This window comes from Comamonas aquatilis (genome assembly GCF_965139575.1).
GTDB classification, from domain to species: Bacteria; Pseudomonadota; Gammaproteobacteria; order Burkholderiales; family Burkholderiaceae_C; genus Comamonas; species Comamonas aquatilis.
Window position 1 is genome coordinate 61,184 of sequence record NZ_CBCSIW010000002.1, and the last position, 19,084, is coordinate 80,267.

A 19,084-nucleotide genomic window follows, 5' to 3' on the forward strand; every position below is an offset into this window, starting at 1 on the left:
CCGGCACTCATTCGGGGGCTCAGGCGTTTGCAGTCAGCGAAGCCTTGATTTTATTGGACAGCTGAGCCACTGCCAGCGACGCGGGTGCACCGGGCATGGATTGCAGCAACAACTGGCGGCGCATGACGGCCTCGCGCACCGAGGGGTCGGCCGGTATATCACCCCAGTGCACCAGCTGCACAGGCTCGCCGCTGGCGGTGGTCACAAAGCGGTTGAGCACCTGCTGCAGCTGGCTGGTGATGGCGCGGCCATCGCCAGGGCGTGCGGCCTGGTTGACAACCAGGCGAACCCGCTGACGTTGTTGCTGAGTGGCCAGCACCTTGATGGCAGCGTAGGCATCAGTCAGCGAGGTGGGCTCCGGGGTGGCCACTACCAGCACTTCGGTGGCCAGAGAGACGGAGAACAGCACCACGTCGGAGATGCCGGCGCCGGTGTCCAGCAAGATGATGTCGTAATGCGGCGCCAAGGACTCTATGGTGCGCATGAACTGGTTGCGGATCTCGGGCGTGAGGCGCGAATACTCGATCATGCCGGAACCGGCCAGCAGCACCGAGTAGCCGCCAGGCGCAGCCAAGATGGCGTTATCCAGCGAAGCCCGGCCCGTGAAGACGTCGTGCAGCGTGACCTTGGGATAGAGATTGAGCACCACGTCGAGATTGGCCAGGCCCAGATCGGCATCCAGCACCAGCACCTTGTAGCCGTGGCGAGTCAGGGCCGCGGCCAGATTGGCCGAGACAAAGGTCTTGCCCACGCCGCCTTTGCCGCTGGTGACTGCAATGATGTGCGCCTGCTGTGCACGCGATGGTGCTCGCAGCGCATCCGACATGGAGATGGAAGCTGGCAAAGAGGGAGGAGGGGCTACTGTGTCAGACATTTCCGCATTCTTTGGCGGGGCTTGCATCATCGGTGATCACGTCAGGGTCTAGTTGGTTATCGGCACAATTGTGTGCGGGTTCAGCCTCGAACAAAGGCGCGAAAAGCAGGCCTTTTTCCTCGGCACTCACCGTGCTGTCTGGTTGTTCTTCAATCTGCACACAGTTGCGGCCATTGGCCTTGGCCAGGTAAAGCTGGCGATCGGCGCGTTCAGTCCATAGCGAGGCAGTGCTTCGAATCCACTGCAGGGCATAGACGCCACCGATACTAACTGTTACATTCAGCGATAAAACCGGTGAGACAGGAATAGGTGTGTTCTCTATTGCCTCACGCAGGCGTTCTGCCACGGATTGGCCAAAGCTGGCAGCGCACACGGGCAAGATGATGGCGAATTCTTCGCCGCCATAACGTGCCAGCGTATCCATGGGGCGAATGCCCTGGCTGAGGGTCCGGGCCACGGACTGGAGCACGCAGTCGCCTGCAATATGGCCATGCTCGTCGTTGATCTGCTTGAAGTGGTCAATGTCCAGCATCAGCATCAAGGCGGTTTCGCCGGAGCGGGTGACGCGGTCGATTTCGCGCTCCACCACGGAGCGGAAATGGCGGCGATTGGCCAGGCCCGTCAGCGGGTCGCGCAGCGAAAGCGCGCACAGTCCATCTATCAGCGACTGCAGATAGTGGGTGGGCGTGTCGGTGGGCAACTGAATGCCGCCAGTGCTGGTGCGAGAGACCAGACTGTGGGCCGTAGCCAAGCGCAGATCACGTAAAAATACGGATTGGTGGGATGCGGAGGAAGTCACGTGGAACTACGAAATTTGCAGGCCAGTGTATCAGTCCGTATCACAATCAAGGGTTTGAATTGTTATCAATGGTGATCTGGGCTGGATCTGGATTTGACGGGGAAACGCGAAAATGTAATAGAAATTCGGCATCGGTGCGATAGGTGCGTAGATGAGGGGACGAATTCAGCATGCCGGCACGCTCCAGCCGTTGTTCGGCCGGCAACTTGAGCCCCACCACATGCAGGATGCCTCCGCGCTTGGCAACCAGAAGCTGCAGCCGCGCAAAAGTTTCTACACCGGTAATGTCGATATTGTTGATGGACTGGGCCAGCAAGGCCAGGTGCTGTGCCTCGGGGTTTTGCTGCCAGATATCACTGGCTCTGCTTTCAAGTGCCGAGGCTGCGGCAAAGTCCAGGTCTGCATCCATGCGCAAGGCGATTAGGTGCGGGGCCAGCGGGGGCAACTGCCACAGCTGGCGGCTTCGCAGGCTGCCATCGCCGTGCAGGCCGACTTCGATGATGCGCGGGTGCAGTCGCTGGTACAGAAAATATCCCAGGCTCAGCACAATGCCGGCAAACACGCCCCAGTACATGCGCGGCGCTGTCAAAATAGTGAGCGCCAGGGTGGCAACGCTGATGCTGCCTTCCACCCGTGAAACCCTGAACAGCTGAATGATGGCTTTGGGCTTGATCAGGTTCAGCACAGCCGTAATCACAATGGCGGCCAGCGCAGCCTGAGGCACATGGTAGAGCCAGGGAATAAACCACAGCACCACGGCGATGACCAGCAAAATGGAGAGCACGTTGGCATAGCCCGTCTTGGCGCCGGCCAGCATATTGACGGCCGAACGTGAGAACGAGGCGCTGGTGGCAAAGCTGCCAAAAAGACCGGCACTGACTTTGGACAGGCCCTGGGCGATCAAATCCTGATTTTCGTTCCAGCGTGTGCCTGCCTGCTGATGCTCCACCTGCGCGCTGGAAGCGGTTTCCAGAAAGCTCACCAGCGAGATCACCAGCACCGGCATCACCAGACCGCCAAACTCCTCCCAGCTCAACATGCCCGGCCACTGGAAATGGGGCAGGCCTGAGGGCAGATAGCCCACCACCGCACCGCCGCCATCGGCGAAGCCGGTGGCCCAGCTCACCATTCCGGTCAGCGCAATGATGACGATGGTGGAAGGAAAGGCGGGGCGCCATTTCTTGGCCAGCATCAGCCCGGCCATGCTGATCACGCCGTAAGCGATGGACTGCCAGTCAAACAGGTAAATCGACGGGGAGTTGAACACGGCCGACCAGCTGCTGCTCAGGCCCAGCAAGGTGGGTAGCTGCGAGGCCAGAATCAGCAAGGCCGCAGCCTGGGTGAAGCCCGTGAGTACCGGCGAGGTCACGAGATTGAGCAACCAGCCGGCCTTCACCATGCCCAGAGCCCATTGCAGCAATCCAGCCAGAATGGCCATCCACGCGGCCAAAGCCACCCAATGGGCAGAGCCGGGTTCGGCCATGCCGGTGAGCGAGGCTCCGATCAACAGCGCACTGAGAGCCGTAGGGCCTACGCCCAGCCGTGGTGAGGGGCTGAACAAAATGGCGATGGCGGCCGGAACGATGGAGGCATAAATCCCGGTGATCAGAGGCATGCCTGCCAAAGCGGCATAGGCTACCCCCTGTGGGAGCAGCATCAGACCGACGGTGATACCCGCCCAGAGTTCGCCACGTAGCAAAGTCAGCGTGGGTTTGGGCCAGGCGAGAAAAGGGAACCAGCGTGCGAGGGATTGCATGGGTGCTATTGTCATGTCAACTAGCTGCGGTAAAACAATGTGATTCTGTAGGAGTTTGTCCTACGGACTTGTGCGCGTCCGTCACATTCAGCTTGTTGTCAGGTCTGCGTACAGTGGGTTCTGTGTTTGATTCTTCAAAGATTAAGGGGGTATTCATGACTTCTATGTCTAAGCGCACCATTCACATGCTGGCAATTTCCACCCTGGCTTTTGGCCTGGCGGCCTGCGGCAAGTCCGAGGACAAGACCGCGGGTCAAAAGCTGGATTCTGCGATTTCCCAGACCCAGCAAGCGGCCGAGAATGCCGGCAGCAAACTGGAAGACAGCGCCGCCAAGGCCGGAGATGCCACCACCAACGCGATGGAAAAGGCCGGCGACAAGATCGCCAGCGTGGCCGATAGTGCCGGCGCCAAGATGGAGCAGGAAGCTGCCAAGGCCGGCGCCGCTCTGGACGATGCCGGCATCACCGCGCAGGTCAAGGCAGATCTGATCAAGGAGCCCAATATCAGCGCTCTGAAGATTGATGTGGACACCAAGAGTGGCGTGGTCACGCTGACCGGCACCGTGCCCAGCGAAGAGCTCAAGACCCGTGCCGGCGAGCTGGCCAAGGCCGTCAAGGGCGTGGGCAATGTGAACAACAATCTGACCGTGGGCTGATCGCCGCAGTCGATTGACGCTCACCCGTCCAGCCAGAGTGCGCAAGCCCTCTGGCTTTTTTGTGTCTGGCCCTCTCATTAACTAACCCTGGCGGTCATTTCTGCGGCTTTGGCGCCTGCCAGAGTCGATAAGATGCCCGCATGACCCAAGCCGACCCCAAGCTGTCCACCCATTTGATCCACCACCCCTACCAGGCTCCGCAGGATTTTTCAGGTCCGCAGCCGCCGGTACACAAGGCTTCCACCGTATTTTTCGAGAATGTGCAGGCCATGCGCGAGCGCCGCTGGCTGGACAAGAGCAGCTATACCTACGGCTTGCACGGCACGCCCACCACTTACACGCTGGAAGAGCGACTGGCCACGCTGGAGGGCGGCTTGCAATGTCTGCTGGTGCCCAGCGGGCTGGCTGCCATTGCCACGGTATCGCTGGCGCTGCTCAAGACCAGCGACGAGGTGCTGCTGCCTGATAACGCTTACGGCCCCAATAAATCGCTGGCCGAAGGCGAGCTGGCCCACTACGGCATTCGCCATCAGTACTACGACCCTATGAATGCGGCCGATCTGGCGGCCAAGATCACGCCGGCCACGGCGCTGGTCTGGCTGGAAGCCCCGGGCTCGGTGACCATGGAGTTTCCGGATCTGATCGAACAGGTGCGCCTGTGCCGCGAGCGTGGCGTGACCACGGTGCTGGACAACACCTGGGGCGCGGGCCTGGCTTTCAAACCCTTTGATTTGCTGGCCGATGGCGGTAGCCTGGGCGTGGATGTGACCGCGCACGCGCTGACCAAATACCCCAGCGGCGGCGGCGATGTGCTCATGGGCAGCATCGTCACCCGCAACCAGCCGCTGCATATGCGCATCAAGCTGGCCCATATGCGCATGGGTCTGGGCGTAAGCGGCAACGATGCCGAAGCCGTGTTGCGCAGCCTGCCCAGCATAGGTCTGCGCTACCACGCCCAGGACCATGCAGCCCGCCAGTTGGCCCAGTGGCTGGGCCGGCAAACTGCGGTGGTGCAGGTTTTGCACTCGGCGCTGGAAGGCGCCCCCGGTCATGCGCAGTGGAAGCAGCTATGCACCAGCGCCCAGCACCCGCAAGGCGTGGCCGCGGGTCTGTTCAGCGTGGTGATTGATGCGCGCTTTGGCCAGGAAGCGGTGGATCTGTTTTGCGACAGCCTGCGCCTTTTCAGGATTGGCTACAGCTGGGGCGGACCGGTGAGTCTGGTCATGCCTTATGAGCTGCCCAGCATGCGTCATTGCGCCACGCCGCAAATCGAACTGGGTACGGTGGTGCGCTTTGCCATCGGCCTGGAGGATGCAGGCGATCTGCAAGCCGATCTGGCCCAGGCCTTGCACATCGCGTTCGGTTGATGCTGCCTGGATCACCGCAAAATTGATAGCGGCTTGCGCATGCAGTGTGTGCAGTTGAAAGAGCTTGCTGACGAATATCAAGCTGCATGCAGCGCAACCCGCTCATCAATTCATAGTGAAACCACGGGGCCGGGTCGAGGGCTTTCCGCAGTGTCTGGGCTTTGAAGCCGGGGGTAAGTTCTGTGCATGTAGCGTTCGCCGAACGCGCTGGCAACCAGGAGACCCCGCATGCAAGCGCCCCCTGTTTCCGAAACCCCGGCCGATCCGCCGCCGCTGCTGGTGCGCCGCCTGCGCTGGGCCCAGCCCTGGCAATGGTTGGCCTGGGGCGTACGCGATGTTTTGCGCGCGCCCTGGATTGCCTTGTTTTACGGCCTGTGCTTCTGGGCCATGGCGCTGCTGCTGGGCTGGGTGTTCAAGGCCAGCCCCGAATACCTGATGTCCATGGCCAGCGGCTGCCTGCTGGTGGGCCCATTTCTGGCCATGGGCCTGTATGAAGTCAGCCGTCGCCTGGAGCGCGGCGAACGGCCCGAGCTGGGGGCCTCGCTGGACTGCTGGAGCGGTCATCTGCAAAGCATGGGCATGCTGGTCATGGTGCTGATGGTGCTGGAAATGCTCTGGGGCCGCGCCGCCATGGTGGTGTTTGCCATCTCCTTCGATACCGGCATGCCCACCACCGCCAGTATTTTGCAAACCGTGCTGCGCCGCGAAAACTGGGAGTTCCTGCTGATCTACCTTGCCGTTGGCGCCGTGTTTGCGGCCCTGGTCTATGCGTTCACCGTGGTGTCTTTGCCCACTATTCTGGACAGAGACACGGATGCGCTGACTGCCTGCATTACCAGCATGCGCGTGGTGGGACTCAATATGGGCGTGATGCTGCTGTGGGCGGGCATGATCACGCTGCTGGTGGGCGCCTCCTTGCTGCTGTATGGCGCGGGCCTGCTGGTGGTGGGGCCGGTACTAGGCTGTGCCAGCTGGCATGCATACCGGGCCAGCGTGTATGTGGAGCAGGCGGCAGACCGCTGACCGTTGACAAAAAGGGGGCAGCAATGGATTTTTGGACCTGGATCACCCAGCTTTTCACTCCCTGGCGGGGCAACGGTGCTGGTGTTGGTACCGGCCTTGGCAGGAGTGAGGGCTCCCATCTTTCCATGACTGCGTCATACAGCCGCGACGATGGCCGCGATGTATTTGGCGACAGCTATTTCAACAATGACAAGTACAGCGATAAGGACTGTGACAGGGCAAGCGCCGAACCTGACAGCTGCAGTGATTCGGGCGATGCAGGCGGGGGAGGTGACGGCGGCGGTAGCGGTGGTGATTGAGGTGGCGGTTGAGTCTCGTCGCGGTGATTTCCCCAGCGCTATTTCAGCAAGGGTTTGAGCTTGGGCCAGACATTGCTCAGCATCTGGGGCTGGGCTTTGGCATTGGGGTGAATGCGGTCGCTTTGAAACCACTGCTCGGCATCTGCCGCATCGCCGACACCGGCCAGCAAAAAAGGCACGAGCGGCAGCTTTTCCTGCTTGGCCAGATTTTCGAACAGGGCGGCAAACTGCTCGGTATAGGTGGCGCCGTAATTGGGCGGTACCTGCATGCCCACCAGCAGTACCTGTGCCTTGGCCTGCTTGGATGCTTGCACCATGGCCTGCAGATTGCTCTGCGTGCTTTGCAGCGCCAGGCCGCGCAAAGCATCGTTGCCGCCCAGCTCCAGCATCACGATCGAAGGCCGGTGCTGCTCCAGCAGTGCCGGTAGCCGCGATTTGCCACCGGCCGTGGTCTCGCCGCTGATGCTGGCATTGATCACGCTGTACGCCGGTTTTTCCGCCTGGATCCGCTGCTGCAGCAAGCCTACCCAGCCTTTGCCGCGCGTGAGCCCGTATTCGGCACTCAGCGAATCGCCCAGCACCAGAATCGGGCCGCCGCTTGCGGGTTTGGGGTTTGGGCTATGGTGGGTGGCCGCCGCATGCGCGCTGGCACTGAAAACGCCCAGTGCCAAGACCAGGGCGATACAGTGGCGGCGTCGGGTGCCGCCACCGCCTTGTGTGGATTCCAACGTTTCAAATTGCTTCATGTCAGAAACTCTTGCCATTCCTTTGATCTCTGTTGAGCAGGTATTCAAATCGGTCACCGATTCGACCGGGACGCTGGACATTTTGCGCGATATCAATCTGCGCTTTGCCGAGCGCGAGACCGTGGCCATTGTGGGTGCCTCGGGCTCGGGCAAGAGCACCTTGATGGCCATTCTGGCCGGACTCGATACCCCTAGCCGGGGAGCGGTGCGTTTGCAGGGCCAGGATTTGTTTGCGCTCAGCGAAGACCAGAGGGCGGCGGTGCGGGCGCAGAAGGTAGGCTTTGTGTTCCAGAGCTTTCAGCTGCTGGGCAATCTGACGGCGCTGGAGAACGTGATGCTGCCGCTGGAGCTCAGCGGCGCACGCGATGCCCGTGCCCGCGCCACGCAGATGCTGGAGCGCGTGGGCCTGGGTCAGCGCCTGGCGCATTACCCCAAGCTGCTCTCGGGCGGAGAGCAGCAGCGCGTGGCTCTGGCGCGTGCCTTTGTGGTGGAGCCCGCCGTGCTGCTGGCCGACGAGCCCACGGGCAGCCTGGACTTTGCCACCGGCCAGACCATCATGGAGCTGATGCTGGCCCTGAACCGCGAGCGCGGCACGACGCTGATCATGGTCACCCACGACAGGGCGATTGCCGCCCAGTGCGAGCGCCGCATCACCATCGAGGCCGGGGCCGTGCTCTGAAAAACAAAAAAAGGCCTGTGATCAAACAGGCCTTTTCCATAGATAGCGCAAGCGCTGGTAGCTATGAAAATCAGAGTTGCGGAACGGCCTGTCCCAGCCGGCGCTGGGCAGCGCGGCTGGCAGCGGCCGTGAACAGCACGTCGGTGGAGGAGTTCAACGCGGTTTCGGTGGAGTCCTGGATCACGCCGATCACATAACCCACGCCGACCACCTGCATGGCCACGTCGTTGGAGATGCCGAACAAGCTGCAGGCCAGCGGGATCAGCAGCAACGAGCCGCCCGCCACGCCGGAGGCGCCGCAGGCACAGACCGAAGCCACGATGCACAGCAAGATGGCGGTGGGAATATCCACCGCAATGCCCAGCGTATGGGCCGCCGCCAGCGACAGCACGCTGATGGTGACGGCCGCGCCGGCCATGTTGATGGTGGCGCCCAGGGGGATGGAGATGCTATAGGTTTCCTCGTCCAGCTGCAGGCGCTTGGCCAGCGCCAGATTCACCGGAATATTGGCCGCCGAGCTGCGGGTGAAGAAGGCCGTCAGCGCGCTTTCGCGCAAGCAGGTCAGCACCAGCGGGTAGGGATTGCGGCGGATTTGCGTCCACACAATGAGGGGGTTGACCACCAGGGCCACAAACGCCATGGAGCCCACCAGCACCAGCAGCAAATGGGCGTAATCCCAGAGGGCGGCTGTGCCGCCCGAAGAGAAGGTGGCCACCACCAAGCCGAAAATACCCAGCGGTGCCAGGCGGATCACGCCCTGGATCACGCGGGTGAGGGCCTTGCCCAGATCCTCGATCATGGTGCGGGTGCTCTGGCTGGCATGTCGCAGTGCCGTGCCCAGGGCCACAGCCCAGGCCAGCACACCAATGTAGTTGGCCTCCATCAGCGCGCGCACCGGATTGTCAACGGCACTATGCACCACATTCATCAGCACCTGGCCGATTTCCCCGGGCACGCCTTGCGTCACCGGGGCTTCGCGGAAATGAATGACCGAGGGAAACAGCACGCTGGCGGCCACGCCCACGCAGGCTGCGGCAAGCGTGCCCAGCACATACAGCCACAGCACGGGCTTGATCTGCGTTTCCTGACCCGGGCGGTGGTTGCCTATGGCGGCAATCACCAGCACGAACACCAGCACCGGTGCCACGGCCTTGAGGGCGGAGATGAACAGCGTGCCCAGCATGGATGCGGGCTGTGCGGCGGCTGGCCACAGCCAGGCGACCAGCACCCCGGCCACCAGGGCAATCACGATCTGCAGCACCAGGCTGCTACGGTTGAGCCAATCAAGCAAGGCGTTGAGCATGCAAGGTCTTTGTTGAAAAATGGAACGGGGGAAAGCACTGCAGGCTTTCAGCGGACAGGGCCTGCAGCGCAGCAGCGGGGAAGCGGAAAACGGACAAGTGGCAAAGCTGGATTTTGTGAGTGTCAAAGCTCACAAACGCTGGCGTGCACCGCGAGCCTGGAGCACTCAGTTATGCATGATAAGCGTCCTTCCCGTCCGAAGGGGGCGCAGTTTAGCCTCTGCATAAAACCACAGTCGCGCGCGCAGGCATGACCTTGCAGGCCGCAGGCCTGTAGGCAAACCCCCGGATAATGGCGGCCTATGTCGTCTCCCAAAGTTCTGTTCGGCTTTCACGCCGTTGGCGTGCGTCTGAAGACCGCCCCCAAATCCATCATCGAGGTTTACTTCGAAGCCTCGCGCCGTGATGCGCGCATGCGTCAGTTTCTGGATCGCGCCAAGGAGGCCGGTGTTCGTCTGATCGAAGCCGATTCCCTGCGCATCGCCAAGCTGGCTGGCTCTCACGGCCATCAGGGCGTGGCCGCGCGCGTGGAGGAGGTCAAGGACACCCGCACGCTGGACGAGTTGCTGGACGATCTGGAAGAAGCCGGCGTCAAGGCACCGCTGTTGCTGGTGCTCGACGGCGTGACCGATCCGCACAATCTGGGTGCCTGCCTGCGCGTGGCCGATGGCGCCGGCGTGCATGCCGTGATTGCCCCCAAGGATCATGCGGCAGGCATCAATGCCACCGTGGCCAAGGTGGCCAGTGGTGCGGCCGAGACCGTGCCTTACTTCATGGTGACCAATCTGGCGCGCACGCTCAATGAGCTCAAGGATCGCGGCATCTGGATCATCGGTACCAGCGGCGATGCCGACAAACACCTCTACCAGATGGATCTGACCGGCCCCACGGCTCTGGTGCTGGGCGCCGAGGGCGACGGCATGCGCCAGCTGACGCGCAAGACCTGTGACGCACTGGTGAGCATTCCCATGCAAGGCGCGGTCGAGAGTCTGAATGTCTCCGTGGCCAGCGGTGTGTGCCTGTATGAGGCACTGCGCCAGCGTCTGGGTCAGGGCATTGCTGCCGCTCCCAAGGTCTGAACCGCAAGCGCAGACCGATTGTTCAGTCTCCAAAGGCTGCAGGGCACAAGCCCTGCGGCCTTTTTTTCAGTCTGTGCTGAGGTGAGGCCGTCAATCGCCTAACTGCTCCGCCGCCGGGCTGCGGTGCAGCAGCGCATGCACGGCTTTTGACAGATCGGGCATGGAGACTGGCTTGATCAGCACGGTGAACTCTTCGGTGGCCGGCTGCTCGCTGCGCAGCTCCTCATGGCTTTTGCCCGTGGTCACCAGCAGCGGAATGTGCAGGCCTTCGTTTCGCAGCTGATGGCATAGCTGGATGGCCGACAAGGGCTTTTGCTGGCGGGCGGAGGCAATGATCAGGTTCACCTTGAGCCCGCTGTTGATATAGCGCAGCGCCACTTCGGGCTTGTAGGCCGTGGCCACCTGGTAATCCAGCTCATACAGCACCTGGGCCATGGCGTTGCGGGTGGGCAGGTCTTGCTCGATCAGCAAAATGGTTTCGCGCCCGCCTTGTTCCAGTGCCTGAGGTTCGTCTTTCGGTGAGCTGTCCTGCTCGGAGCGCGGAAAGTACAGGCGAAAACAGCTGCCCTGGCCCTCGGCAGACTCTACTTCGATCAGACCGTGGGAGTGATCCATGAAGTTCTTGACCATGGGCAGGCCCAGGCCTGCACCCTTGCCCTCGGGTTTGGTGGTGAACAACAGCTCGAAGATCCTGGCCTGCACGGCTTCGCTCATACCTATGCCGTCATCGCGCAAGCTGATCATCAGGTAGTCGCCGGCAAAGTCCTGGCGTTTGAGCACCGCGTTTTCCACCGTCAAGGTGATGTTGCCGCCGCCGGCCGTGGCATCGCGGGCATTGATGGCCAGATTGATCAGCGAATTCTCGAAATACATGCGATCCACGCGGATCGGCCACAGCTTGGCTGCCAGTTGAATCTGTAGCTGGGCTTCATCGCCCACGGCCTTGTACAGCAGCTGCTCGATATCGCGAATCAGAGTTTTGGGGTCTGCCGTGACCAGCGTCATGGACTTGCGGCTGCTGAAACCGGTGAGCTGCGAGGCCAGCCGTCCGGCCTTCTTGATGGTCTCGTGAATCACGTCGATGTGTTCGTGCTGCTGGTTGTCGGTGATCTTTTTCTCGAGCAGACCGGCATGCAGGCCGGTGATGAACAGCAGATTGTTGAGGTCGTGGGCCACGCCGGCGGAGAGGTTGGAGATCAGATCCATCTTTTGCGCCCGTGCCAGACTGGCTTGGGACAGTGCCAGTTCCTGCCTGCCCAGTTGCAGCTGATGCTTGAGGCGGGTGATCTGATCCTGGGATTTGTCTTCGGCCTGTTTGAGGGTCTGAATGCTGATGTTGGAGCCCACCCAGTAAAGGGTTTCATTGCTGGCATTTTTGACGGGAGCCAGCGTGGCATAAAACCATTCGTAGCCGCCGCCATGCTTTTTGATGCGCAAACGATAGCCGGTGGCTTTTTCGGTGATCAGCGCCCGTGACAGACCGGCATTGACGCCCGCCAGATCATGGGGGTGAACAATGTCTATCCAGACCGCATCGCTAAGGTCTATGGGCTGAGCGTGGTTGTAGGCGTAGAGCTTGAGGGCCTTGTTCAGCCAGGTCAGCTCGCCGTGCGGGGTGGCAATCCAGGCCTGGTAGGGCAGAAGATCGAGCAAGGCCTCGAAGCGATCGCTGTGCGCAAGCTCGCCTGACCTTGCCGTGCTGCTCTGCGTCTCTGTGAGGGGCGCCGCTGTCAGATAGCATTGCACGGCGCAGACTTGGCCGTCTTGCTGCATGGGCACAAAATGCCATTGCATGCTTTGTTGGGGCAATTGCACCGTGGTTTCTGCCAGCAGCTGCACGCTGTTGTGCAGGGCTTGCAGCAGCAGGGGGTGACGTACGGGATCGAGTCCTGTCTGAAGCGGGCCTGAGCGCATCTGCATCTGCAGCGCCTTGTTGGCGCAGTCGAGTTGCAGTCCGGGGAACTTGATCAGTCCCCATGGCAGCGTGGCCAGCATCATGGCCTGCCTGAGTACATCGAGATGTTCCATTGTGGTCATGGGCAAGCCTGTGGTACTCAAAATCAGGAGCGGTGATCTAAGCAGTGTAGAGCTGATTCTGTAAATGTTTGTCATCCGATGTCCCAATTGACATCGGCGGGACATTTGAGCCTCTCATGCCAAACCATCAAGTCAATGCTGGCCACTCCCGGCTGCCTGCTTGCTGCTGGTCTTTCGGCCGTGTCGGGGTGAAAAAGCTTTCTCCCCTTTTGTTTAAAAGCGCTTTAAGCTATTTAATTGATAGCGTATGGCTTCAATTCTGCGTCAGCATCAGGCAATTCGGGCGGCCAGTGTCTGCAACTGGTCGGCGCATATGCCCCAGCCTTGCTCAAAGCCCATGTCCAGATGCTGCTGGCGGGCTTCGGCACTCCAGTGGCGTGCACGAGCGGTGTACAGGGTTTGCTCGCCCTCGGGCTCGAAGCTGATGATGGCCGTCATAAAAGGCTTGGCCGCCGGCAGCCAGCCTGCGGTATAGGCATCGGTGAAGACCAGGCGACGGTTGGGGATCACCTCCAAATAGACGCCGGGATTGGGGTGTTGATTGCCTTCGGGATCCTGCATGACGATCAGGCTTTGCCCGCCGGCACGCAGATCCAGCTGCACATGGGCAATCGTCCAGGGGCTGGGCACAAACCACTGCTTGATCAGCTCGGGCTCGGTCCAGCATCTGAACAGGGTTTGCGCCGAGGCGGGTATCCGGCGTATGAGCACCAGATCGTTGGCATGTTCGACAATTGCTGACTGGGACGAGGATGTCATGGAAACGCTCCTTTGGAACACAGGGCAGGGCAGTCATCGTAAACAGCTTCTCGAATCCGCCGGCACTGATTTGCCCCAACCTCAGTTTTGCCTAGACCCAGCCCAGCGCTCCCAGCAAGGCTCCGGCGCCCAGCAGCCACAGCAGGTGTATGCGGGTGCGCCATACCAGCAGCATGCAGACCAGGGACAGCAGCCACAACCCGCCGTCCTGGCGCCACTGGCCGCTGGCGCTGCCCAGCAGCCAGCCTGTGGCCAGCAGCAGGCCTATCACCAGCGGTGCCATGCCTTGCTTGAAGGCCCGCACGGTGCGGCGCTCACGGTTGTGCTGCAGCCAGCGCGAGGCCTGCCAGGTCAGCAGCGAGCTGGGCAGCAAAATGCCCAGCATGCAAATCAGTGCGCCCAAGGCTCCCAGAGCCCAGCCCAGCGTGGCCGAGCCGCCTGCGGCATTGAGCCCCACATTCCAGCCCAGCAGTGCAATGAACAGCACATTGGGGCCGGGGGCCGCCTGGGCAATGGCAATCGAGCTGGTGAACTGGGTCTCGCTCAGCCAGTGCTGGCTGTCCACCAGATAGCGATGCATATCGGGTGCCGTGGCAATGGCGCCGCCCACCGTCATCAGCGACAAGGAAAGAAAATACAGCCACAGGTGCAGCCAGTCCTGCCATTGCATGTTGATCAGCAGCTGGTTCATGGCGCCTGCTTCCGGTAGGTCAGCACGCAGCCGGCACCGCCGATGCTCAGCAGCACCCAGAACAGCGGCCAGCGCAGCACGGCCATGGCCGCAAAAGCGGCCAGCGCCAGCACGGCGCAGCACCAGCGTCCCAGAGGATGGCGGGTCAGCGTAGCGGCCAGCTTCAAGCCCATGCCTGCCACCAGGCCGGCGGCCACGGCGCCCATGCCGCGCAGCGCACCGGCCACGGCCGGGTGGTGGGCAAACTGGGCATAGACCACGGTGAGGCTGATGACCAGCAGCAAAGGAAAGGCCAGGATGCCGCACAGCCCCACCACCGCACCGCGCCAGCCAAAATAGCGCTCGCCCAGCATGATGGAGAGATTGACCACATTGGGGCCGGGCATGATCTGAGCCACGGCCCAGTCTTCCATGAACTCTTCGTTGCTCAGCCAGCCGCGCTTTTCCACCAACTCACGTTGAATCACGGCCAGCACGCCGCCAAAGCCCTGCAGGGCCAACCAGGTCAAAGACCAGAACAGCGCGCGCAGATGGGCGGGGCGGGGTTTTTCGGTGGAGTCGGCAGGTACAGGGTTCATGAGAGCAATTCATGCAGCTGCGCCCGTCTGGATTGCGCACAATGCTATGAATTATGTATTTATTAGCCCGCTTTGGGCATGGTTTTGCTGCCATATCAGCTATCTCTTGCGCTCATACCCCCGTGGCTGAATGTGATGGCTGAGCTTGAAGCCGGTTGGCGAACACCTGTGGATTGATCAAAGTCAGGCCGTTCTTCAAACCGCGAGTTTGACGCCGCCTTGCAGCCTTTCGGCAACGGTCTGTGCCACGGACGCCGGTGCCTGCTTGAGCACAGCCGGCCATTGCGCCTTGGCCTGCAGTACCAAATCGCGCAGCAGACTCAGGTGGCGCGGTATGCGCAGCAGGCCGGCCGCTTGCATCAGGGCGCGCAAATCCTCCCAGTCCAGGTCTCTGAGCTGGGCATCGATGGAGCGGTTGACCGCGTACTGGCCCGCAGGCGCGTCATGAAAAAAAGCCGAAACACAGACCGGGTCGTACAGCGGGGCCAGCTGCGGATGGCGGCCGTCGGGGTAGATCAGGGCCCAGTTCTTGAGATGCGCATCGGTATTGCCCATGAGGATGAAGGCCAGCATGCGGGCCAGAAACTCGCGCGTGTCCTGCACAGGCTGGGTGCTCAGACGGTTGAGCACACGCAGCATGGTGGCCCAGTCCTGCAGTGGCTGGGCCGGGTTGCGCTGGCCGTATTTCTGGCGCGGCGCATAGCCCAGCACCTGGTTGAACTCTTCCATATGCACGCGCACGCCGCCGGGCAGGTGGTCAAAGCGGTCCACGGCCAGGATTTTCTGGAACGGCAGATGCTCGGGCAGCTCGGCCTCGGCACGGCTGACGATGCGGGCGCGGGCGCAGTTCAGCTGCAAGGCCTGGCACAGCTGATAGCCGGCGAACTCGTTGGCCACCAGATCCGGGTGCTGACTGGTGGGCAGCTTCAGGATGGTGCTGCCCGCCTGGCCGTGGCGGTGAATGGTGTAGCGCCGCCCGTTGTGCACGGCGCTGAACTTGGTGACCACGCCCGGCAGCGAGGCCGCATCCTCCACCGGGTATTCGACAAAGCCCGGCTCCAGCACATCGAGTCCCTGCGTGGTGTGCCAGTGGCGCACGGTGTCCGGCACGCCTTGCTGCAGCGGCACGGGCTCGACTTCCAGCGCGCCCATCAAGTCGTGGCCGGCAGCGGCCAACAGCTCGAACTCATCGTCTGGCGCGCAGCCACGCTCATGTGCCAGGCGCTCGCGGTTATGGCCTTCGGGCAGCAGGTTCTGAAAGTACACCGGCCAGCGCCCGTCGGTGCGCACTAGGCGCGCATCACGCATGGAAGACAGGATTTGCCGGGTGGCGGCCTCGCTGTCGCCGGTCAGACTCAGCGACAGCGTGGGGCGTTTGGCATCGTTGATGTAATCCTCGTCGAAGGAGATACGCAAAATATCCCCATACTGGGACAGATAGCCCACGCCGCGCCGCCCGCCGCCCCAGGCAGCCGGCAGATGCATGAACAAGCGCAGATAACGGATGGCGGTGCTCATGGGCTTCTTTGGATGTTGGGGCGGTGCCGGCCGTGTTCAGTTCAGAGCTTGTCGACGATGGAGGCCGGTGCTTCGGCCCCCTGGGGCTGGGCCAGAAACTTGCCGCCGGACTGGATGAAGGCCTGCAACTCGGCCCTCAAGGCCGTGGGCACGGCAATCAGATCCATCTCCAGCACGCGGGCCATTTCTTGCAGGGTGGAAAAACGCGGGTCCACATCGCCGGTTTCGGTGCGTTGCACAGCCATGCGCGACAGGCCGGCGCGCGCTGCCAGATCGGCCTGGGTGATTTGGGCGGCTTTGCGCGCCTGAGCCAGTGTGGCGATAAGATCAGAAGTCATGATGATAAATATACTCTTTTAATGCAGATTGAGTATTTTGATATTCATTTTTTGCTTGGGCGTAAAGCAAACATGCAAACACGGCTGGCGCTTGTCGTACCTCTGCCATAGTCTGGGTTCATTGTTGCTGCTGTAAACCTGAAATCAGGAGAGACGCCCTTGGATTGGATTGCAAGCCTGCTGAGCCAGGAAAACGTCAAGCTCTGGCTTTCCGCAGGCTGGACCTTGTATGTGATTGTGGTCGGCATCTGGATTTTGCTGCAGCGCAGCCAGCCGGTGGCTACCTTGAGCTGGTTGCTTTCCATGGCTGCGCTCCCTGTGGTGGGTCTGGTGATTTATTACTTTCTGGGCCCGCAGCGCATGAAGCGCCAGCGCATCAAGCGCCTTCGCTCGCGCAAGCGCTCCAAGGTCAGGGCCAGCATTCAGCGTCTGCGCAAGCGCATGCCCCATGGCGATGCGCGCCTGCACCAGGTGGCGCAGCTGGTGGCGGCTACCAGTGACTTTCCCCTTAGCACGGCCAGTGGCATGCAACTGTTGGTGGGCGGGGCCGCCACTTTTGATGCCATCACGCGGGCGGTGACGGCCGCCAGACACCATGTGCACCTGGAGTACTACATCTACGAGCCTGACCAGACGGGCACGGCGCTGCGCGATTTGCTGATCGATAAAGCTCGACAGGGCGTGCAGGTGCGCTTGCTGGTCGATGCCCTGGGCTCCAAGAAGCTGGGCCGCAAGTTTCTCAAGCCCTTGCTGGATGCGGGTGCCGAAGTGGCGCGCTTTCACGATTCCAAGGTGGGCCGGCGCTTGCGTCCGGTGGTGAACTTTCGCACCCACCGCAAAATTTTGGTCTGCGACGGCCAGGTCGGCTTTACCGGCGGTGTGAATGTGACGGATGAGGAAAACGAGCGCATTTTGGCCAATGCCTATCACGATGTGCATTTGCGCGTGGAAGGTGCGGTGGTCAACTGGTTGCAGACCGTGTTCATGGAAGACTGGGCCTATGCGCTGGAGAAAAAGCCTGGCCAGCTGCCTGCCGATATCGAGGAGCTGCTGCCGGAGCAGGACGATGGCGACATTCCCATGCAGGTCATCACCTCGGGCCCCGACAACAGCTTGCAGGCGATTTACCGTGCGCATCTGGCTGCGATTCACGCCGCCGAGCAGCGCGTCTGGCTGACCACGCCTTATTTTGTGCCGACAGAGGCGGCGCTGGCCGCGCTCACCAATGCCTCGCTGCGGGGCGTGGACGTGCAGATTCTGGTGCCCAAGAAGTCGGATTCGATCTTTGTGACGGCGGCGGCGCGCTCTTACTTTGATGAGCTGATACGCTGCGGCGTGCGCGTGCACGAGTTCCAGGCCAGCATGCTGCACTCCAAGACCCTGGTGGTGGATGACAACATCGCCATCATAGGCACGGCCAATTTTGACTACCGCAGCTTCTTTCTCAACTACGAGGTCTGCCTGATAGGCTATGGTCCCCAGCTCAATGGCGAGCTGGCGCGGCAGTTCGAGCAAGATCTGGGCAGCGCCCAGATGGTTCAGTACAAAAGCGAAAAACGCTTTAGCCGCCGCTTGTTTGATTCCGTGGCCCGACTGACTTCCCCCCTGCTGTAATGACCGAACAACTTCTGGCGGACTGGTTTGCCGCCCATCCCCGTTTACTGGTCATTACCGGCGCTGGCTGCAGCACCGAGGTGGGCATTCCCGACTACCGGGACGAGCAAGGCCAGTGGAAGCGCCCGCAGCCCGTGACCTACCAGGCCTTCATGGGCGATGCGCTGGTGCGCAAGCGCTACTGGGCCCGCTCCATGCTGGGCTGGCGCGTCATGGGTCAGGCGCAACCGGGCAGGGCGCACCGGGCGCTGGCGCTGCTGGAGCAGCAAGGCCGTATCGAGCTGCTGATCACCCAGAATGTGGACGGCTTGCACAGTGCCGCAGGCAGCCGCAGCAGCCTGGATCTGCATGGCCGCATCGACACCGTGCGCTGCATGGACTGTGGCCGGCGCTTGGCGCGCTCCCAGTTGCAACAAAGCCTTCTGGCGCGCAATCCGCACTGGGCTCAGCTGTATGCCGCTCCGGCTCCCGACGGCGATGCCGATCTGGAGCATGAGAATTTCAGCGCTTTCGAGGTGCCGGCCTGCCCGCATTGCAGCACCGGCATGCTCAAGCCCGATGTGGTGTTCTATGGCGAATCGGTGCCGCGCGAGCGGGTCGAGCAGGCCATGGCTGCCCTGGAGCGGGCCGATGGCCTGCTGATTGCCGGCTCCTCGCTGATGGTGTATTCGGGCTTTCGCTTTGCCCAGGCCGCAGCGCGCCAGGGCAAAAGCCTGATCGCCATCAACCAGGGGGTGACGCGGGCCGACGATTTGCTGGAATTCAAGCTGGAGATGGATGTGGGCCAGGCTCTGCTGAGCATGGCCCGGGCGACCTGATTCCAGCAAAACTTTGTTTTTGATAGCTGAAAGCGAAACAAAACAAAGGGGTTGAGCCGTATTTTTCTTGAATTTTTGAAGGCCGAATGTTCTGAGGGTAGTGGCCGACGCTGCCGCAGCATTTGCCTTGAAGCCCCCTGGTTCGCGGGCAT

At 61.7% G+C, this 19,084-nt stretch carries 19 protein-coding genes; 8 read left to right on the forward strand and 11 right to left on the reverse strand.

The window, feature by feature from the left end:
• Positions 1-19 precede the first annotated feature (19 nt).
• Genes ACNAZA_RS03330 through ACNAZA_RS03340 form a run of 3 tightly spaced genes read right to left on the reverse strand, consistent with a single transcriptional unit; the run spans position 20 to position 3,429 of the window.
• On the reverse strand, positions 20-874 hold the full coding sequence (locus ACNAZA_RS03330; RefSeq protein WP_120968529.1) for a MinD/ParA family protein: 855 nt from the start codon (positions 872-874) through the stop codon (positions 20-22).
• Positions 867-1,673, reverse strand: coding sequence for a GGDEF domain-containing protein (locus ACNAZA_RS03335; protein WP_415794991.1), 807 nt, complete (start codon positions 1,671-1,673; stop codon positions 867-869). The genes ACNAZA_RS03330 and ACNAZA_RS03335 overlap by 8 nt, the downstream gene beginning before the upstream one ends.
• A 46-nt stretch (positions 1,674-1,719) precedes the next feature.
• Positions 1,720-3,429, reverse strand: coding sequence for a SulP family inorganic anion transporter (locus tag ACNAZA_RS03340; RefSeq protein WP_415794992.1), 1,710 nt, complete (start codon positions 3,427-3,429; stop codon positions 1,720-1,722).
• Positions 3,430-3,584: 155 nt separating this feature from the next.
• Here ACNAZA_RS03340 and ACNAZA_RS03345 point away from each other — a divergent pair, with 155 nt between their 5' ends.
• From ACNAZA_RS03345 to ACNAZA_RS03360, 4 genes are all read left to right on the forward strand, one after another.
• Positions 3,585-4,085 carry a BON domain-containing protein gene (locus ACNAZA_RS03345; protein WP_415794993.1) on the forward strand — a complete coding sequence of 167 codons (501 nt, stop codon included), beginning with the start codon at positions 3,585-3,587 and terminating at the stop codon, positions 4,083-4,085.
• Between the two features lie 140 nt (positions 4,086-4,225).
• Positions 4,226-5,452: a PLP-dependent transferase gene (locus tag ACNAZA_RS03350; RefSeq protein ID WP_415794994.1), complete on the forward strand. Its 1,227-nt coding sequence runs from the start codon at positions 4,226-4,228 to the stop codon at positions 5,450-5,452.
• Positions 5,453-5,680: 228 nt separating this feature from the next.
• Positions 5,681-6,475, forward strand: coding sequence for a DUF2189 domain-containing protein (locus tag ACNAZA_RS03355; RefSeq protein WP_415794995.1), 795 nt, complete (start codon positions 5,681-5,683; stop codon positions 6,473-6,475).
• Between the two features lie 23 nt (positions 6,476-6,498).
• Complete coding sequence (locus ACNAZA_RS03360) at positions 6,499-6,774, forward strand: hypothetical protein (RefSeq protein WP_415794996.1); 276 nt, start codon at positions 6,499-6,501, stop codon at positions 6,772-6,774.
• Between the two features lie 38 nt (positions 6,775-6,812).
• On the opposite strand, the gene ACNAZA_RS03365 is transcribed toward ACNAZA_RS03360, so the two are convergent.
• Positions 6,813-7,520, reverse strand: coding sequence for an arylesterase (locus ACNAZA_RS03365; RefSeq protein WP_415794997.1), 708 nt, complete (start codon positions 7,518-7,520; stop codon positions 6,813-6,815).
• On the opposite strand from ACNAZA_RS03365, the gene ACNAZA_RS03370 reads away from it, so the two are divergent.
• Positions 7,519-8,199 carry an ABC transporter ATP-binding protein gene (locus tag ACNAZA_RS03370; protein WP_415794998.1) on the forward strand — a complete coding sequence of 227 codons (681 nt, stop codon included), beginning with the start codon at positions 7,519-7,521 and terminating at the stop codon, positions 8,197-8,199. The two genes, ACNAZA_RS03365 and ACNAZA_RS03370, sit on opposite strands and share 2 nt — an antisense overlap.
• A 70-nt stretch (positions 8,200-8,269) precedes the next feature.
• Here the strand turns inward: ACNAZA_RS03370 and sstT are convergent, their stop codons facing one another.
• Complete coding sequence (gene sstT, locus ACNAZA_RS03375; protein WP_415795000.1) at positions 8,270-9,502, reverse strand: serine/threonine transporter SstT; 1,233 nt, start codon at positions 9,500-9,502, stop codon at positions 8,270-8,272.
• Positions 9,503-9,802: 300 nt separating this feature from the next.
• On the opposite strand from sstT, the gene rlmB reads away from it, so the two are divergent.
• Positions 9,803-10,579, forward strand: a complete 777-nt coding sequence (gene rlmB / locus ACNAZA_RS03380; RefSeq protein ID WP_415795001.1) for a 23S rRNA (guanosine(2251)-2'-O)-methyltransferase RlmB — start codon at positions 9,803-9,805, stop codon at positions 10,577-10,579.
• Positions 10,580-10,669: 90 nt separating this feature from the next.
• Here the strand turns inward: rlmB and ACNAZA_RS03385 are convergent, their stop codons facing one another.
• The 6 genes from ACNAZA_RS03385 to ACNAZA_RS03410 form a co-directional block, all read right to left on the reverse strand.
• Positions 10,670-12,616, reverse strand: a complete 1,947-nt coding sequence (locus ACNAZA_RS03385; RefSeq protein ID WP_415795002.1) for an ATP-binding protein — start codon at positions 12,614-12,616, stop codon at positions 10,670-10,672.
• A 270-nt stretch (positions 12,617-12,886) separates the two neighbouring features.
• Positions 12,887-13,375 carry an SRPBCC family protein gene (locus ACNAZA_RS03390; protein ID WP_415795003.1) on the reverse strand — a complete coding sequence of 163 codons (489 nt, stop codon included), beginning with the start codon at positions 13,373-13,375 and terminating at the stop codon, positions 12,887-12,889.
• A gap of 91 nt (positions 13,376-13,466) precedes the next feature.
• Positions 13,467-14,066 (reverse strand): chromate transporter, encoded by a 600-nt coding sequence (locus tag ACNAZA_RS03395; protein WP_415795004.1) that lies wholly within the window; start codon positions 14,064-14,066, stop codon positions 13,467-13,469.
• Complete coding sequence (locus ACNAZA_RS03400) at positions 14,063-14,644, reverse strand: chromate transporter (protein WP_415795006.1); 582 nt, start codon at positions 14,642-14,644, stop codon at positions 14,063-14,065. The genes ACNAZA_RS03395 and ACNAZA_RS03400 overlap by 4 nt, the downstream gene beginning before the upstream one ends.
• Before the next feature lie 195 nt (positions 14,645-14,839).
• Positions 14,840-16,162, reverse strand: a complete 1,323-nt coding sequence (locus ACNAZA_RS03405; protein ID WP_415795007.1) for a type II toxin-antitoxin system HipA family toxin — start codon at positions 16,160-16,162, stop codon at positions 14,840-14,842.
• 41 nt (positions 16,163-16,203) lie between these two features.
• Complete coding sequence (locus ACNAZA_RS03410; RefSeq protein ID WP_120968481.1) at positions 16,204-16,500, reverse strand: helix-turn-helix transcriptional regulator; 297 nt, start codon at positions 16,498-16,500, stop codon at positions 16,204-16,206.
• 159 nt (positions 16,501-16,659) lie between these two features.
• Between ACNAZA_RS03410 and cls the strand changes: the two genes are divergently transcribed.
• Both cls and ACNAZA_RS03420 read left to right on the forward strand, forming a co-directional pair.
• Complete coding sequence (gene cls, locus ACNAZA_RS03415; protein ID WP_415795008.1) at positions 16,660-18,114, forward strand: cardiolipin synthase; 1,455 nt, start codon at positions 16,660-16,662, stop codon at positions 18,112-18,114.
• Complete coding sequence (locus tag ACNAZA_RS03420) at positions 18,114-18,932, forward strand: NAD-dependent protein deacetylase (protein ID WP_415795010.1); 819 nt, start codon at positions 18,114-18,116, stop codon at positions 18,930-18,932. Before cls ends, ACNAZA_RS03420 begins: the two co-directional genes overlap by 1 nt.
• The last annotated feature ends 152 nt before the right edge of the window (positions 18,933-19,084 follow it).